Below are 15992 nucleotides of genomic sequence, written 5' to 3'. Positions count from 1 at the left end.
CGCGCTAAGCGGAGCGGGCCTCGTCCGGTTTGCGGTCCCGCCGGTTCGGCGGCCAGATCTCGGCCGGGGTGGGGGTGCGACGGCCCGGGTCGCGGGGTTCGGCGGCGGGCGGCGGGGTGGCCGGCTTCGGCTTGGCACCCGGGGTCGGGGCCGGCCGCGGCTTCGGATCGTCGGCGGCTCCGGCCGCGGTGGCGGCGGCCGGCAGGGGCAGGGTCAGCAGGCGGCGCGGGGCGGGCATGTGGGCCTCCAGACGCTGGCGTACGTCGTTCTCCGCGAGGGTCTCGCAGCGGCGCAGCAGGGCGGTGCGGCGGTGGTGCTCCGGGGTTCCGCTGGGCAGTGCGCGCAGCCGGCGCAGTGCGGCGAGGTCGTCAGGACCGGGCAGGTAGCCGCTGGCGAGAGCGGTGGCGAGGCGGTCCAGATAGCCGCTCACCGCGCCGGGCAGTGCCAGCCGGTAGCGGTGCAGCTCGGCCTGCTGGAAGGCGCGCATCCGGCCCGCCTCCCGTACGACGTCCTCCAGGCCGTCCGCGAGCCGCAGGTAGTCCTGCACGTACTCCGCGGGGCGGGGCGCGACCACCAAAGTGGGCACCCCCGCCCTTCTGTGCGGGCCCAGCACCTCCGCGAGCGCGCGCCGCAGCACACGCACCTCGTCCGCGCTGAACGCCATTCCCCCTCGGTTTCCATGTGGCGTTGGCATGCATGGACATTAATCGTTAAGCGGACAAACCTCACGTATCGGCGCGCGGCTCGCCGGGAAGCCGCGCCGTCCGCGGGGCTGTGCGGTCGCCGGGGCTACCCGGTCGGCAGGGCTACGCGGTCGGCGGGGCGTTGCGGGCGTAGACCAGCCGCAGGCCGATGAGGGTGAGCCAGGGCTCGTGCGCGTCGATGAGGGACGCCTCGCCCAGCACCAGGGGCGCGAGGCCGCCGGTGGCGATGACGGTGACGTCGTCGGGGTCGTCGGCCAGCTCGCGTGCCATCCGCTCGGCGATCCCGTCGGCCTGTCCCGCGAAGCCGTAGAGGATGCCGGACTGCATGGCCTCGATGGTGTTCTTGCCGATGACGCTGCGCGGCCGGGCCAGCTCGATCTTGCGGAGCTGGGCGCCGCGCATGCCGAGCGCGTCGACGGAGATCTCGATGCCGGGGGCGATCGCGCCGCCCACGTACTCGCCGCGCGAGGAGACCGCGTCGAAGGTGGTGGCGGTGCCGAAGTCCACCACGATGCACGGGCCGCCGTAGAGGTGCACCGCGGCGAGCGAGTTGATGATCCGGTCGGAGCCGACCTCCTTGGGGTGGTCGACCAGGATCGGCACGCCGGTCTTCACGCCGGGCTCGACGAGGATCGCCGGCACGTCGCCGTAGTACCGCCGGGTCACCTCGCGCAGTTCGTGCAGCACCGACGGCACCGTGGAGCAGATCGCGATGCCGTCGATGCCGTCGCCGAGGTCGCCGAGCAGCGGATGCATGCCCATCAGGCCCTGCAGCAGGACCGCCAACTCGTCGGCGGTGCGCCGTGGATCGGTGGAGATCCGCCAGTGCTCCACGATCTCCTCGCCGTCGAAGAGCCCGAGCACGGTGTGGGTGTTGCCGACGTCGATGGTGAGCAGCATCCGCCTCTACGCTTCCGCTCGCAGGTCGAGGCCGATGTCGAGGATCGGGGACGAGTGGGTCAGCGCGCCGACCGCCAGGAAGTGCACCCCGGTGTCGGCATAGGCGCGGGCGGTGTCCAGGGTGAGCCGGCCGGAGGACTCCAGCAGCGCCCGGCCGCCGACGATGGCGACCGCCTCGGCGGTCTCGGCGGGCGTGAAGTTGTCCAGCAGGATCAGGTCGGCGCCGGCCTCCAGCACCTCGCGGACCTGGTGCAGGGTGTCCACCTCGACCTCGATCGGCACCTCCGGGAACTCCTCGCGGACCAGCTTGAAGGCCGCCGAGACACCTCCCGCGGCGACCACGTGGTTGTCCTTGACCAGGGCGGCGTCCGACAGCGACATCCGGTGGTTGGCGCCGCCGCCGCAGCGCACCGCGTACTTCTCCAGCGCGCGCAGGCCCGGCGTGGTCTTGCGGGTGTCGCGCACCTGCGCCTGGGTGCCGGCCAGGGCGTCGGCCCAGGCGCGGGTGGCGGTGGCGATGCCGGACAGCCGGCACAGCAGGTTCAGCGCGCTGCGCTCGGCGGTGAGCAGGTCGCGGGTGCGGGTGCGCACGGTCAGCAGCTTCTGCCCGGCGGTGACCCGGTCGCCGTCCTCGACGTGCCGCTCCACCTCGAACTCGTCGGTGCACACCACCGACAGCACGGCCTCGGCGACCCGCAGCCCCGCCACGGTGCCGTCCTCCCGCGCGGTGAAGTCCCCGGTGGAGAACGCGTCCTCGGGCACGGTCGCCACCGTGGTGACGTCCACGCCCTGGTCGAGGTCCTCCTCGATCGCCATGTGCGCGATGTCCTCGACCTGTACGGGGTCCAGGCCGGCGTCGATGATCAGCGCGGCGAGGTCCGGGTCGAGGCCGCACTCCAGCGGGTCCAGGTCGTACGGGTCGTGGGCGTCGCCGCAGCCGCAGCCGTCACCGCAGCCGCCCGCGGAGTCGGCGGGGGGCGGGCCGAGCGTCGGCAGCGGGAGGGCGACGGGCTGAGGCCGGTCGGGGCCCACGGGGCCAGCGGGGGGTGTCACGGAAGCTCCTTCGTGTGCTGCGTGCGTTGCTGCGGGCGTTGCTTCGCCCACTGCTCGTGCGTGCTGCCGCGTCCCACGGCCGCTTCGTGCCACCGCGTCCCACGGCTTCGTCCGCTTCTCACGGCCGGGTCCGCCGGAGGGTGGGGGCGGCCCCATCATCCCCGATCCCGGCGACCGGGGTGACCGCCGCCGGAAGCGGGCCGGGACGGGTGGCCGGCAGGGCCGGGCCGTCGGTGGCGCGGACGTCCAACGTGCCGTGCGGGGTGAGCCGGACCACCAGGTGGCGGCGCCAGTCGCGGTCGTCGCGGTCGGGCCGGTCCTCGCGCCAGTGGCAGCCGCGGGTCTCCTCGCGGCGCCGGGCGGCGGCCACCAGCACCCGGGCCACCAGGCCCAGGTTGGTCGCCTCCCAGGTCTCCACGCACGGCTCCGCGGTCTTGCCGTCCCGGTCGTACGCCTCCACCGCCGCGGTGTGCAGCCGTTCCAGGGCGCCCGCGGCCGTCGCGAGGCTGTCCGCGCTGCGCAGCACGCCGGCGCCCGCGGTCATGATCCGCTGCACCTCGTAGCGCGCCTCGGAGGCCAGCAGCGGGGCGTCGGCGGGGGCCGGCGGCACCGGCTCGCCCGGCGCGGGCCGGGTGCCCGCCATCACGTCGGCGGCGATCCGCTCGGCGAAGACCAGCCCTTCGAGCAGGGAGTTGGAGGCGAGCCGGTTCGCGCCGTGCACGCCGGTGCAGGCCACCTCGCCGCAGGCGTACAGGCCCGGCACGGTGGTCCGCCCGCGCAGGTCGGTGCGCACCCCGCCGGACGCGTAGTGCGCGGCGGGCGCGACCGGTATCGGCTCGGTGACCGGGTCGATGCCGTGCGCGCGGCACGCGGCCAGGATGGTCGGGAACCGCTCCGCCCACATCCGCGCGCCGAAGTGCCGGGCGTCGAGGTACATGTGCTCGGCGCCGGTCTCCTGCATCCGGCGCATGATGCCCTTGGCGACGATGTCGCGCGGCGCCAGCTCGGCCAGTTCGTGCTGCCCGACCATGAAGCGCACGCCCTCGGCGTCGATCAGGTGCGCGCCCTCGCCGCGGACCGCCTCGGACACCAGCGGTTGCTGGCCCTCGGCGTCCGCGCCCAGCCACAGCACGGTCGGGTGGAACTGCACGAACTCCAGGTCGCTCACCTCGGCCCCGGCCCGCAGCGCCAGCGCCACACCGTCGCCGGTGGACACCGCGGGGTTGGTGGTGGCGGAGAAGACCTGCCCCATCCCGCCGGTGGCCAGCACGACCGCGCCCGCGCGCACCGCCCCCACGCCGTCCCGGGCGCCCGCGCCCATCACGTGCAGGGAGACGCCGGCGGTACGGCCCTGGGCGTCGGTGAGCAGGTCGAGCACGAGGGCGTTCTCGACGAACTCGATGCTCCCCTCGGCAGCGGCAGCGGCATCGGTATCCGCGTCGGCGGCAGCAGCGACCGGGGCCGCGTCGGCGGCCGGGTCCTGAGGGTGGGACGCCCCGGCGTCCACCACCGCGGCGATCAGCGCGCGGGACACCTCGGCGCCGGTCGCGTCACCGCCCGCGTGGGCGATGCGGCGGCGGTGGTGGCCACCCTCGCGGGTGAGCAGGATCGTGCCGGCCGCGTCGGTGTCGAAGTGGGCGCCGGTCGCGATCAGCCGGCGGACCGCGTCCGGGCCCTCGGTGACCAGGACCCGCACCGCGTCCTCGTCGCACAGGCCCGCGCCCGCCACCAGGGTGTCGTCCAGGTGCTGGGCCGGGGTGTCGCCGTCGCCGAGCGCGGCGGCGATGCCGCCCTGCGCCCAGCGGGTGGAGCCGTCGTCCAGATGCGCCTTGGTCACCACGATGACCTTCGCGCCGGCCGCGGCGCAGCGCAGCGCCACCGTCAGCCCCGCCACACCCGAGCCGACCACGACCACGTCGGAGTCGAGCGACCAGCCGGGGGCGGGGGCGTGCAAGCGTATACCGGTGGCGTCGCCGAGGCCGGCGGAACCGGCGGAGGAGGTGGTCATTCGGGGGCTCCGAACTCCAGGGGGAGGTTGTCGATCAGGCGGGTGCCGCCGACCTTGGCGGCGACGGCCAGCACGGCGGGGCCGGTGTGGTCCGGCGCGGCCTCGGTGAAGGTGGCGGGGTCGATCAGCGCGACGTAGTCCAGCTCGACCGGAGGTTCGGCCGAAGCGGCGGCGTCCAGGACCGCACGGGCGGCGCGCACCGTCGCCTGCGGGCCGCGCGGGGCGGCCTCACGGCCGGTGAACAGCGCCCGGGACAGCTCGCGGGCCGAGATCCGCTCCGCCTCGGACAGGTAGCGGTTGCGGCTGGAGCGCGCCACGCCGTCGCCCTCTCGGACGGTCGGCACGGCGACGATGTCGACCGGGAAGTTCAGGTCGGTGACCATCCGGCGGACCAGCGCGAGCTGCTGGGCGTCCTTCTGCCCGAAGAACGCGGCGGTCGGCGTCACCCCGGGCCCCGGCGGAAGCGGGTTCGTCAGGTGCAGCAGCTTCGCGACGACCGTGAGCATGCCGTCGAAGTGGCCGGGCCGGGACGCGCCCTCGAACCGCTCCCCCATCGGGCCGGCCGTGATCCGCACCTGCGGCGGGCCGCCCGGGTACACCTCGTCGGTGTCCGGCGCGAAGACGAAGTCGGCGCCCGCTGCCTCGGCGAGCTTCACGTCGGCCTCCAGGGTGCGCGGGTAGCGGTCCAGGTCCTCGTGCGGCCCGAACTGGAGCGGGTTGACGAAGACCGTGACCGTGACGACGCCGCTGCCGGCGTGCGCGCGGGCGGCGCGGATCAGGGCGGCGTGACCGTCGTGGAGCGCGCCCATCGTCATGACCACGGCCGCGGCGGGGGCCAGGTCGCGGGCGTGGTGGACGAGTCGGGTCATCGGGTCCCCCCGTCGGCGAGGGCGCCCAGCAGCGCCTCCGCGTATTCGGCCTTGAGCATTCCGTTGGCGAGCGCGCGGTCCGCGGTGGCGCGGGCCATCGCCACGTACGACGCGACGGTCTCCGGTGCGTGGGCGCGCAGTTCGGCCAGGTGCGCGGTGACCGTGCCGGCGTCGCCGCGGGCCACCGGGCCGGTGAGGGCGGCGTCACCGGAGCGCAGCGCGTTGTCGAGCGCGGCGCCCAGCAGCGGGCCGAGCATGCGGCCCGGCTCCTGCACGCCGGCCTGCCGCAGCAGGTCCATCGCCTGGGCGACCAGCGTGACCAGGTGGTTCGCGCCGATCGCGAGGGCCGCGTGGTACAGCGGGCGGGCGGCCTCCTCGATCCACTCGGGCTCGCCGCCCATCTCGATGACCAGCGCCAACGCGGCCGTACGCAGCTCGCCCGGCGCGGTGACGCCGAAGCAGCAGCCGGCCAGGCGCTGCACGTCGACGGGCGTGCCCGTGAAGGTCATCGCCGGGTGCAGCGCGAGCGGCAGCGCCCCGGCGCGCAGCGCGGGCTCCAGTACGGAGGTGCCGTACCGCCCCGACGCGTGCACCAGGAGCTGGCCCGGTCGTACGGCGCCGGTCTCGGCCAGGCCGCGCACCAACGCGGGCAGCGCGTCGTCCGGGACGGTCAGCAGCACCAGGTCCGCCCGGGCCAGCACCTCGGCGGGCTCCACCAGCGGCACGCCCGGCAGCAGCGCTTCCGCGCGGCGGCGGGACGCCTCCGACACTCCGCTGGCGGCCACGGGGTGGTGCCCCGCAAGTTTCAGTGCGGCGGCCAGTACGGGGCCGACTCGCCCCGCACCCACCACGCCCACGGTGAGCCTCGCCGGCTTCTCCTCCACCACGCCTCCCAGCCTCGGCGACCCCCTTCTCGTCAACCTTACGCGAACAGGGTGCCCCTGACCCCCGGGCGCCCCCGTCCCCTTCGTCACAGGGCCCTGCGGTGGGCGGCCGGACGTCCCTTCCGCGGAAGGAGCCGCACACCACCAGGGGCGCGGGGAACTGCGCGACCAGCCCCCCACCGGCGGGTGGTCCCTCAGCCGGCAGGACGGGGACACCCGGGGGGTCCAGTTGCGGCAGAGCAGAATCGGGGGATGGATACGACGGAACAACTACGGGCCCGGCGGCGAGCTGCCGTGGAAGCGTGTTCGCGGGTGCTGGCCTTCGGCCACAACCGCACGCTGCGGGAGTGGACCGCACAGCTCAGCGAGGACGCCACCACCGCGGGGGTGGACCTGGACGCCCCCGCGGACCTGTACGGGAACGGCGTCGTGGAGGAACTGGAAGCGAGGGTCGCCACCCTGCTCGGTATGGAGTCCGCCGCGTTCTTCCCGACCGGCACGATGGCCCAGCAGGTGGCCCTGCGGGCGTGGGCGGGCCGGACCGGGAACCCCACGGTCGCCCTGCACCCGCTCGCGCACCCGGAGATGTACGAGCGGGACGCGCTGCGCACGGTGAGCGGGCTGCGCACGGTGCACCCGACGAGGGCCCCGCGGTTGCCGGACGCGACCGAAGTACGTGACTTCGAGGAGCCGTTCGGCACGCTGATGCTGGAACTCCCGCTGCGCGACGCGGGGTTCGTGCTGCCGACCTGGGAGGAGCTGCGCGCGACCGTGGCCACCGCCCGCGAGCGCGACGCGGTCGTGCACTTCGACGGCGCCCGACTGTGGGAATGCGCACCGCACTTCGGCCACACGCTGCCGGAGATCGCCGGGCTCGCCGACAGCGTGTACGTGAGCTTCTACAAGTCGCTCGGCGGGCTCTCGGGCGCCGCGCTCGCCGGCTCGGCCGACTTCGTGGCGGAGGCGAAGGCGTGGCAGCACCGCTACGGCGGCCGGCTCGCGCACCAGTTCCCGGCGGTGCTGTCCGCGCTGGCCGGCCTGGAGCGGGAGTTGCCGCGGCTGCCGGAGTACGTCGCGCACGCGAAGACCGTGGCGCGGGCGCTGCGCGAGGGTCTGGCGGACGCGGGCGTGACGCTGCCGCGGGTGCACCCGGCCGAGCCGCACACCCACGAGTTCCAGCTGTGGCTGCCGTACCCGGCCGAGGCGCTGGACGACGCCGGGCTGCGGATGGCCGAGGAGACCGGGATCAGCCTCTTCGGCCTGCGGCGCTTCATGGAACCCGGGCCGCCCGGGCTGTCGATGACCGAGGTCTCCGTGGCCGAGTCCGCCCTCGACTGGACGGACGCCGACATCCGCGCGGCAGCAGCGGCGTTCGCCGAACGGCTGGGCTGACCGGCCGTTCGGAACGGCCGTTCGGAACGGCCGGGCGGACCCGGGCTCCCGGACCGTATGACCCCCATGTCCATACGGTCCGGCCCGGTGGCGCCCCAGGCCGCTCTGCCTCGTCGGCCGGCCCCGCCGGCCTGCCTCGTCGGTCAGCCCCGCCGGCCGGGCCGGATCAGTCCGCCACCCGGATCAGCAGCTTGCCGGTGCTGGTCCGCGACTCGACCAGCACATGCGCCTGCGCGGCGTCCGCCAGGCCGAACTCCGCGCTGACCGGCAGCTCCACCCCGCCCTCGGTGACGGTGTGGAACGCCCGGTCGGCCATCACGCGCAGCAGCGCCGGATCGGCGGCGGCCAGCCCCAGAAGGGAGAAGCCGCCCACCGTGAGGGCCGTCGGCATGACGTCCTCGGCGCCGATCCGCCACGGCCCGGCGCCCCCGGCGTTGCCGAAGGAGATCAGCCGGCCGAAGCGCGCGACCACCGCCTTCGTACGGCGGAAGGTCTCGCCGCCGACCGCGTCGAGGGCAATGTCCACACCGCGGCCGCCGGTCGCGGCCAGCACCTCCTGGTCGAAGGTGTCGATCGTGAAGACCTGGTCGTAACCGGACTTGAGGGCGTGCTCGGCCTTCTCCAGGCTGGAGACGACCCCGTAGACCGCGCTGGCGCCGCCGGCCCGGGCGAGCTGGCCCGCGACGGTGCCGACCCCGCCGGCCGCGCTCTGCACCAGGACGGTGTCTCCCTCGCGGAGCCTGGCCACCTCGTGCAGCAGGCCGTACGCGGTCGGCAGCACGCTGGGCAGGGTGGCGGCGGTTCGCAGGTCGATGCCGCCGGGGAGGACGAAGACGGCGGAGGCGGGGGCGACCACCACGTCGGCGTAACCGCCACCGTCGAGGAAGGCGGCGACCTCCTGGCCGGGGGTGAACTCGCTGACACCGTCACCGACTTCGCGGACCAGCCCGGAGACCTCGAGGCCCGGGCGGAAGGGCAGTTCCGCCACCCGGTAGCCGATGGAACGGGCCAGTATGTCGGCGAAGTTGACCCCGGCGTAGGCGATGTCGATGGCCACCTGGCCTGGCCCCGGGCGTGGTTCGGGCACGTCGACGAGGGTGAGTACCTCGGGTCCGCCGAACTCCTCGATGACGATGGCGCGCATGTGGTGCTCCCCCTAGCTGGTCGGCCACCGCGCCGAGGTGCTGCGGGCGCGGCGCCCACGGTCGGTCCGTACCTGGTCGGGTGTTGCCGCTGTGCCTGTGTGAACTGAGTGCATTCTTCCCTGGGAACTCCCCTGTGCCGCCTGCTTGTTCCCGACCTTCACCGGAAGATCACTGCACCGGAGGCTCACTACGCGCCGCCGCCTCCCGCGCGCACCAGGCCGGACTCGTAGGCGAGCACCACCGCCTGTACCCGGTCGCGCAGTTCGAGTTTGGTGAGGATGCGGCCGACATGGGTCTTGACCGTCGCCTCGGACAGCACCAGCTTCCTGGCGATCTCGCCGTTGGACATGCCCTGGGCGACCAGCAGCAGCACCTCGCGCTCGCGCTCGGTGAGCCGGTCGATCCCGGGGTGGCCGGCGGGCTCCGCCGCGTTGGGCAGCATCGGGGTGAAACGGTCCAGCAGCCGGCGGGTGGTGCTCGGGGCGACCACCGCGTCCCCGCTGTGCACCGCGCGGATCGCGGTCAGCAGTTCGTCCGGCGGCACGTCCTTGAGCATGAACCCGCTGGCGCCCGCCTTGAGCGCGGTGAAGGCGTACTCGTCGAGGTCGAAGGTGGTCAGGATCAGCACCCGGGGCACGGCGGGCGACCCGGCGCGGGCCGCGTCCTGGGCCGCGCCGCGGTCCGTGTGGCGGTCGCCGCCGCAGATCCGGCGGGTGGCCTCCACGCCGTCCATCCGGGGCATCCGCACATCCATCAGCACCACGTCGACCCGGGTGTGCCTGAGCACCTCCAGCGCCTCGGCGCCGTCGCCCGCCTCGGCCACGACCTCCATGTCCGGCTGGGCGGCGAGCACCATCCGGAAGCCGGTGCGCAGCAGCGCCTGGTCGTCAACGAGCATGACGCGGATCGCCATCGGTCGGGGTCCTTTCGTGGTCGGGTGGTGGGGTCGCGGGGTGCTGCGGCGGCGGTCAGGGGACCGTCAGGGGCCGCCGCCGGTTCCCACGGCACGCGGGGGCGGCGGCGGGGTCCGGCGGGCCGCTGAGGCGCGGCACCGGGGCGGCAGCGGCCGGGAGCGTCATCCGGCGCCGCGCAGCGGCAGCACCGCGCTGATCCGGAAACCGCCGCCGGGGCGCGGCCCCGCCGTGAGGGTGCCTCCGACCATGCCGATCCGCTCCCGCATGCCGATCAGCCCCTGGCCCATGCCGTCCCGGCCGCCCTGCGCGTACAGTTCGCGCCGCGCGCCCCGGCCGTCGTCCTCGATCAGCAGGTCGAGCGAGGCGTCCCCGAAGCCGAGCAGCACGCTGGCGCTGGCGCCGTCGCCGCCGTGCTTGCGCACGTTGGTCAGCGCCTCCTGCACGATGCGGTACGCGGTCAACTCGACGCCGCTGGACAGCGGGCGGGCCTGCCCGGCCACCTCGAAACGCACCGGCAGGCCGGCGCCGCGCACCTGGTCGATGAGGTCCGCGAGCTGGTCGACGCCGGGCTGCGGGACGTACTCGCCGCCCGCGTCGTCCCCGGCGCGCAGCAGTCCGAGCAGCCGCCGCATCTCGGCGAGCGCCTGCCGTCCGGTGGTCGAGATCGTGGACAGGGCCTGCTTGGCCTGGTCCGGCGCGGCGTCCAGCACGTATGCGGCGCCGTCGGCCTGGACGACCATCACCGACACGTTGTGCGCCACCACGTCGTGCAGCTCACGGGCGATACGGGCCCGCTCGGCGGCCACCGCGGCCTTCGACTGGGCCTCGCGCTCCCGGTGCAGCCGCGCGGCCCGCTCCTCCAGCTCGGCGTAGTACGCCTTCCGGGTGCGCAGGCGGTCGCCGACCACCCAGGACAGCGCGAAGATCACGGTCAGGAAGAAGGTCTGGAGCAGCGTGGTCCAGATCGTGGAGTACTCGGTGTGCGGCGGCCAGCGGAGCATCGACACCGGCGCGGCGGCCAGGCCGCCGATCAGGGCGAGCCGGGAGGACCAGCGCGCACCGTTCGACGCGCAGGTGTAGATGATCACCAGAAAGGCGACGTTGCCCGGGTTGGCCTGCACGCCCAGGGCGAGTTGCAGCAGGCCGACGGCCACCGCGAGCAGCAGAAGCCGCTCCGGGGCCTTGCGGCGCAGCGCGACGACGGCGGCCAGCGCGAACGACAAGGGGATCGCGGCGAGGCGCGCCGACCTCGACGGGGTGCTGTCGACGACGACCCACAGCGCGCACGACACCAGCAGGACGACGGCCCAGAAGCTGTCGACCCACGTCGGGTGTCGGCGGAAAAAGTCGTAGACGCGCTGCACATAACCCAGCGTAGGCATGGCAACCCGTCGCGGGGTCAGCCCCCAGAGCGATCCGCGCTACTCCCCAAGGTGGACCTCCGGTCGGGTCGGCCGCTTCCGGGATGCCCCCGCGGGTGGCGGTGCCCTCTTCCCGGGGCGAGGGTGCCCCGCTCCCGGAGCGACGGTTCCCCCAGCGCCCCTGGATGGCGGCCGTCTGCCCGCCAGGGCACCCCTACCCCGGGGAGGGGGCGCCCTCAGCCCGCGCGGCGGTGGTTGGGGCGGGAGGTGGAGCGTGCGCGCTTCTCGACGTACATGCGTTGGTCGGCGGAGTGCAGGACCTCCTCCGCGGTCATGCCGCAGCCGGCCCAGCCGATGCCGAAGGAGGCGCCGACCCGGACCGCGCGGCCGTCCACCCGGATGGGCGGGATGATCGCGTTGCGCAGCCGCACCGTGAGGTCGGTCGCGTCCGCAGGGGCGAGCCCGTCGGCGAGGACCACGAACTCGTCGCCGCCGAGCCTGGCGACGGTGTCGCCGTCGCGAACGGCCCCGGTGAGGCGGCGGGCGACCTCGATGAGGACGGCGTCGCCGGTGTGGTGCCCGAACCGGTCGTTGATGGACTTGAAGCCGTCGAGGTCGCAGAAGAGCACGGCGAGCCCCTTGCCGGCCGCTTCCTCGTCGCCCTCGTCGGGCGCGACCGTGTGGACGTGGGAGTCGAAGGAGAGCGGCGCGGCCAGTTCGTCGGGCCCGTAGCCGTAACTGAAGGCGAAGCCGTCGCCGCCCTCGGGCTCGGCGGGCAGCCCGGAGGGGTCGGCGGGGCCGCGCTCCTGCGGGTGCGAGCACAGCCGTGCGGACAGCCGGGACCGCAGCTCCGCGCTGTTGGGCAGCCCGGTCAGGGAGTCGTGGCTGGCGCGGTGGGCGAGCTGGAGCTCGCGGCTCTTGCGCTCCTCGATGTCCTCGACGTGGGTGAGCAGGAACCGCGGCCCGTCGGTGGTGTCGGCGACCACCGAGTTGCGCAGGCTCACCCATACGTAGCTGCCGTCGCGCCGCGCGAGCCGCAGCTCGGCCCGGCCGCCCTCGGCGGAGGTGCGCAGCAGCAGCCCGACGTCCTCGGGGTGCACCAGGTCGGAGAAGGAGTAGCGCCGCATCACGGAGGCGGAACGGCCCAGCAGGCGGCAGAGCGCGTCGTTGGCGCGCAGCAGCTTGCCGTGCTGGTCGCCGCCCATCTCGGCGATGGCCATGCCGCTCGGGGCGTACTCGAACGCCTGCCGGAAGCTCTCCTCGCTCGCCCGCAACGCCTGCTGGTCGCGCTCCAGCCGGACCAGGGCGCGCTGCATGTTCGCCCGCAGCCGGGCGTTGCTGATCGCGATGCCGGACTGGAAGGCGTACATCTGGAGGGCCTCACAGCCCCAGGGACCGGGGTGGCGGCCGCTGGTGGGCCGGTCGACGGATATCACCCCGATCAGCTCGCTGCCGACCGTCTGGGAGGCGTACATGGGCGCGTAGAGGCGGTCGCCGGGGTGCCACTCGTCGGGGAAGCGGGGCAGCGGGCCCTCGGTGTGCCACTGCGGGACGTCGTCGTCGATCAGCACCCAGCCCTCGGTGTGCGAGATGAAGCGCAGGGTGCCCCACTGCTCGCCCATGGCCAGCCGGCGGTCCCAGGACGCGCGCGAGCCGACCCGCCCGGACAGCAGCGCCTCGCCCGCCGCACTTCCGGCGAACGCGGCCACCACGAGGTCGCCGTCGGGCCGGACCAGGTTCACGGCGGCCAGTTCGTACCCCAGGCCGCGGACCACCCCGTCGGCGACCGCCTGGAGTGCGTCCGCGAGGCTGCGCGCGGTGTTGAGGTCCGCCACGACCTGATGGAGCTGACGCAGGGTCGCGAGACGGACATACGGCTCCGACTCGGTGTCCATGCCCTAGTGCCCTCCCCACGGGTCCGGCGGCAACTCCAGCGAGGTTTCCCATGCCCCGGTCGCCGTAGCGACCGCGTCGTAATTCACAGTCTTCCAATTACAACGCCACTGAATCACAGCGAGCTGTCCAGTCGGTACACAGGGTCAACAATTCCTGCCGCTTGTGACTCAAGTCACACCCACAGGTAGGCAGTTGAGTACAGAACGTAGAGCACCGGTCCTAGGACCCGATACCCGCGCGGGATGGGACCGCAGCCCGATGCCGCGGCTTCCTACCGGCCCGTAACGTAAGGAAACGTGCTTCACACTCCGCCTGGACGGCATCCTGGGACCACCATGGGTCAGACCGTCAGCACCGACGACTTCCGCGCCGCCATGACACGCCTGTCCGCGGGCGTCGTCCTCATCACCGCGCACGACCCGGAGGACGGGCCGCGCGGCGAGGATGTCGGTATGACCGCGACCGCGTTCATGTCCGTGTCGCTCGAACCGCCGCTGGTACTGGCCAGCGTGCGGGTCGGGTCGCGGATGGAGGAACTGCTCGACCGGCAGCCCCGGTGGGCGGTGTCCGTGCTCAGCGAGAGCCAGCGGCACATCGCCGGGCGGTTCGCGATGCGCGGGCGGATCAGCGACCGGCTGCTGTTCGAGGACGTGTCCTACTACCGCGGCGAGGCGTCCGGCGCCCCCATCCTCGGCGGTGCCCTGGCGATACTCGAGTGCGAGACCGAGCAGCATGTGCTCGCGGGCGACCATGTGCTCGTCATCGGCCGGGTGCTGACCGCCCGCACGCCGAGCGCCGAGGGCGGCCCGCTCACCTATTTCCGCGGCCGCTACCGCTTTCTCTCCTGATTTCTCACCCGGCGGCGGGCCGGGCCGGGTCCCGGATCGCCGGGTCCCGGACGATTCGGTCCAGGACGATTCGGTCCAGGCCCGCTCAGTCCCAGGCGCCGCCGCGGCCCTTCTTCGTCTGGCTGCGCTGCTTCTTCTCGCGCAGCCGTTTCTCGTTGATCCCCCGGGGGATGCGGGTGGGGCGGCGCGTCTTGGGCGGCGGGGCGGTCGCCTGCGCGAGGATCGCGGCCATCCGGGCCGCGGCCGTCTCGCGGTTGCGCCACTGCGAGCGGTGCTCCGACGCCCGCACCGTGAGCACCCCGCCCACCAGGCGGCCCGACAGCCGCTCCAGCGCCCGCGCCCGCCACACCGGCGGCAGCGACTCGTTGGCCGCGAGGTCGAACCGCAACTCGACCTGGCTGTCGCTGGTGTTCACATGCTGGCCGCCGGGCCCGGACGAGCGGGAGAAACGCCACATCAGCTCGGCCTCCGGGACGGAGACCGAGCCGCGGATGATCAGTGGCCCGGGCATGACTCCATGATCCCGCCACCACCCCCTCCGCGTCACGGGGATTTCCCCGCCGGATCGGAACCGTACGAACCCCCCTTGGCGTTCAGACGGGTGACGGTAGTTTCGTCCGGAACACCTACGACCACACAAAGGGGACTTCCCATGGCGGTAAGCCTGACCAAGGGCGGCAACGTCTCACTGACGAAGGAGGCGCCCGGTCTGACCGCCGTCACCGTCGGCCTCGGCTGGGACGTCCGGACCACCACCGGCACGGACTTCGACCTCGACGCCAGCGCGATCGCGGTGAACGCGACCGGCAAGGTCTACTCGGACGGCTTCTTCGTCTTCTTCAACAACAAGCAGAGCCCCGACCAGTCCATCGTGCACACCGGTGACAACGTCACCGGCGAGGGCGACGGCGACGACGAGCAGATCAACGTCAACCTCGCCGCGCTGCCGGCCGACATCGACAAGGTCGTCTTCCCGGTCTCGATCTACGACGCCGAGACCCGCAGCCAGAACTTCGGCCAGGTCCGCAACGCCTACATCCGCGTCCTCAACCAGGCCGGCGGCGCCGAGATCGCCCGCTACGACCTGAGCGAGGACGCCGCCACCGAGACCGCCATGGTCTTCGGCGAGCTGTACCGGAACGGGGCGGAGTGGAAGTTCCGCGCCATCGGCCAGGGATACGCCTCCGGCCTGGTCGGCATCGCGAGCGACTTCGGCGTCAATCTCTGACCGCTCGACGTCTGACCGCTCGACCCCTGACTGCTCGGCCCCTGGCCGCGCTCAGCGGTTCGGCGGACCCGCGGACGGCTCCCCCGCCCGGCATTTCCGGTGCGACGGGAGCCGTCCGCGCGTTCGCCCTCAGCGAACATGGGGGGCCGGCGGCGCGGTTCGGCGGAGCAGTCGGCCGATCGGACCGATCGGTCGCATGATCGACCTGCCGTCCTTGGGAACTCCTTTACGCTTCCGATGAGTTCTCGGTAGGGAACAGCGACGAACCGTACGACCGCAGCGCGGCCCCGTACCGACACACGCTCAGGAGAGACGCCATGGCACTGTGGGACCGCTTCAAGGAATCCGCCCAGGGCATGCAGACACAGCTCAACGCGAAGAAGAACGACCTCAAGAGCGGCGCCTTCCGCGACGCCAGCATGGCGATCTGCGCGCTGGTGGCCGCGGCCGACGGCAGCGTCGCGCCCGAGGAGCGGCGCCGGGTGGCCTCGCTCATCGCGAGCAACGACGTCCTGCAGAACTTCCCGGCCGCCGACCTCCAGCGCCGTTTCGACGACTACCTCGACCGGCTGGCCGCGGACTTCGACTTCGGCAAGGTGGCCGTGCTCCAGGAGATCGCCAAGGTGCAGAAGAAGCCTACCGAGGCACGGGCGGTCATCCAGATCGGTATCGTCATCGGCGGCGCGGACGGCGTGTTCGACAAGTCCGAGCAGGGAGTGGTACGCGAGGCGTGCTTCGCGGTGGGCCTCAACCCCGCGGAGTTCGACCTCTGACGCGGGGAGGGCCGGTG

The 15992-nt window shown here is 73.6% G+C and carries 15 protein-coding genes; 4 read left to right on the top strand and 11 right to left on the bottom strand.

All coding sequences use genetic code 11. The features are described 5' to 3' along the window. Window positions 1-4 precede the first annotated feature (4 nt). The 6 genes from OG370_RS24185 to OG370_RS24160 all read right to left on the bottom strand — a co-directional run bounded on the left by OG370_RS24185 (window position 5) and on the right by OG370_RS24160 (window position 6421). Window positions 5-664: a hypothetical protein gene (locus tag OG370_RS24185; protein ID WP_328467643.1), complete on the bottom strand. Its 660-nt coding sequence runs from the start codon at window positions 662-664 to the stop codon at window positions 5-7. Window positions 665-806: 142 nt separating this feature from the next. Then, entirely contained in the window at window positions 807-1604 is a 798-nt protein-coding gene (locus tag OG370_RS24180) for a type III pantothenate kinase (protein ID WP_328467641.1), read from the bottom strand. Window positions 1605-1610: 6 nt separating this feature from the next. After that, the gene (gene nadC, locus OG370_RS24175) at window positions 1611-2600 is read right to left on the bottom strand and encodes a carboxylating nicotinate-nucleotide diphosphorylase (protein ID WP_443060890.1); all 990 of its coding nucleotides are present in this window, start codon (window positions 2598-2600) and stop codon (window positions 1611-1613) included. Window positions 2601-2775: 175 nt separating this feature from the next. Continuing rightward, entirely contained in the window at window positions 2776-4665 is a 1890-nt protein-coding gene (locus tag OG370_RS24170) for an L-aspartate oxidase (RefSeq protein ID WP_328467637.1), read from the bottom strand. After that, complete coding sequence (panC, locus tag OG370_RS24165; protein ID WP_328467635.1) at window positions 4662-5534, bottom strand: pantoate--beta-alanine ligase; 873 nt, start codon at window positions 5532-5534, stop codon at window positions 4662-4664. Before panC ends, OG370_RS24170 begins: the two co-directional genes overlap by 4 nt. Beyond that, a complete protein-coding gene (locus tag OG370_RS24160) occupies window positions 5531-6421 on the bottom strand; it encodes a Rossmann-like and DUF2520 domain-containing protein (protein WP_443060733.1) in 891 nt (296 codons plus the stop codon). Before OG370_RS24160 ends, panC begins: the two co-directional genes overlap by 4 nt. Before the next feature lie 249 nt (window positions 6422-6670). On the opposite strand from OG370_RS24160, the gene OG370_RS24155 reads away from it, so the two are divergent. Beyond that, window positions 6671-7810 (top strand): threonine aldolase family protein, encoded by a 1140-nt coding sequence (locus tag OG370_RS24155; RefSeq protein ID WP_328467633.1) that lies wholly within the window; start codon window positions 6671-6673, stop codon window positions 7808-7810. A 166-nt stretch (window positions 7811-7976) separates the two neighbouring features. Here OG370_RS24155 and OG370_RS24150 read toward each other — a convergent pair whose 3' ends face one another. From OG370_RS24150 to cdgB, 4 genes are all read right to left on the bottom strand, one after another. Next, window positions 7977-8954, bottom strand: a complete 978-nt coding sequence (locus OG370_RS24150) for a quinone oxidoreductase family protein (protein ID WP_328467631.1) — start codon at window positions 8952-8954, stop codon at window positions 7977-7979. Window positions 8955-9142: 188 nt separating this feature from the next. Next, window positions 9143-9868: a response regulator transcription factor gene (locus OG370_RS24145; protein ID WP_328467629.1), complete on the bottom strand. Its 726-nt coding sequence runs from the start codon at window positions 9866-9868 to the stop codon at window positions 9143-9145. Between the two features lie 162 nt (window positions 9869-10030). Beyond that, window positions 10031-11233, bottom strand: coding sequence for a sensor histidine kinase (locus OG370_RS24140; RefSeq protein WP_328467627.1), 1203 nt, complete (start codon window positions 11231-11233; stop codon window positions 10031-10033). 233 nt (window positions 11234-11466) lie between these two features. After that, on the bottom strand, window positions 11467-13125 hold the full coding sequence (gene cdgB, locus OG370_RS24135; protein WP_328467625.1) for a diguanylate cyclase CdgB: 1659 nt from the start codon (window positions 13123-13125) through the stop codon (window positions 11467-11469). Between the two features lie 336 nt (window positions 13126-13461). Here cdgB and OG370_RS24130 point away from each other — a divergent pair, with 336 nt between their 5' ends. Next, complete coding sequence (locus OG370_RS24130) at window positions 13462-13974, top strand: flavin reductase family protein (protein ID WP_328467624.1); 513 nt, start codon at window positions 13462-13464, stop codon at window positions 13972-13974. A gap of 85 nt (window positions 13975-14059) precedes the next feature. On the opposite strand, the gene arfB is transcribed toward OG370_RS24130, so the two are convergent. Then, entirely contained in the window at window positions 14060-14485 is a 426-nt protein-coding gene (gene arfB / locus OG370_RS24125; RefSeq protein WP_328467622.1) for an alternative ribosome rescue aminoacyl-tRNA hydrolase ArfB, read from the bottom strand. A gap of 141 nt (window positions 14486-14626) precedes the next feature. Here arfB and OG370_RS24120 point away from each other — a divergent pair, with 141 nt between their 5' ends. Continuing rightward, complete coding sequence (locus OG370_RS24120; protein WP_328467620.1) at window positions 14627-15202, top strand: TerD family protein; 576 nt, start codon at window positions 14627-14629, stop codon at window positions 15200-15202. A 317-nt stretch (window positions 15203-15519) separates the two neighbouring features. Next, a complete protein-coding gene (locus OG370_RS24115) occupies window positions 15520-15975 on the top strand; it encodes a tellurite resistance TerB family protein (protein WP_328467618.1) in 456 nt (151 codons plus the stop codon). Window positions 15976-15992: the final 17 nt, after the last annotated feature.

Source organism: Streptomyces sp. NBC_00448 (assembly GCF_036014115.1).
In the GTDB taxonomy this organism is placed as follows: domain Bacteria; phylum Actinomycetota; class Actinomycetes; order Streptomycetales; family Streptomycetaceae; genus Actinacidiphila.
This window is presented reverse-complemented; position numbering and strand designations above follow the sequence as displayed.

Excerpts from the sequence above, each read along its gene's own strand:
- OG370_RS24185 (WP_328467643.1), bottom strand. The coding sequence starts at position 664 with ATGGCGTTCAGCGCGGACGAGGTGCGTGTGCTGCGGCGCGCGCTCGCG.
- OG370_RS24170 (WP_328467637.1), bottom strand. The coding sequence starts at position 4,665 with ATGACCACCTCCTCCGCCGGTTCCGCCGGCCTCGGCGACGCCACCGGT.
- OG370_RS24155 (WP_328467633.1), top strand. The coding sequence starts at position 6,671 with ATGGATACGACGGAACAACTACGGGCCCGGCGGCGAGCTGCCGTGGAA.
- OG370_RS24130 (WP_328467624.1), top strand. The coding sequence starts at position 13,462 with ATGGGTCAGACCGTCAGCACCGACGACTTCCGCGCCGCCATGACACGC.
- OG370_RS24180 (WP_328467641.1), bottom strand. The coding sequence starts at position 1,604 with ATGCTGCTCACCATCGACGTCGGCAACACCCACACCGTGCTCGGGCTC.
- cdgB (WP_328467625.1), bottom strand. The coding sequence starts at position 13,125 with ATGGACACCGAGTCGGAGCCGTATGTCCGTCTCGCGACCCTGCGTCAG.
- arfB (WP_328467622.1), bottom strand. The coding sequence starts at position 14,485 with ATGCCCGGGCCACTGATCATCCGCGGCTCGGTCTCCGTCCCGGAGGCC.
- OG370_RS24150 (WP_328467631.1), bottom strand. The coding sequence starts at position 8,954 with ATGCGCGCCATCGTCATCGAGGAGTTCGGCGGACCCGAGGTACTCACC.
- OG370_RS24145 (WP_328467629.1), bottom strand. The coding sequence starts at position 9,868 with ATGGCGATCCGCGTCATGCTCGTTGACGACCAGGCGCTGCTGCGCACC.
- OG370_RS24120 (WP_328467620.1), top strand. The coding sequence starts at position 14,627 with ATGGCGGTAAGCCTGACCAAGGGCGGCAACGTCTCACTGACGAAGGAG.
- panC (WP_328467635.1), bottom strand. The coding sequence starts at position 5,534 with ATGACCCGACTCGTCCACCACGCCCGCGACCTGGCCCCCGCCGCGGCC.
- OG370_RS24115 (WP_328467618.1), top strand. The coding sequence starts at position 15,520 with ATGGCACTGTGGGACCGCTTCAAGGAATCCGCCCAGGGCATGCAGACA.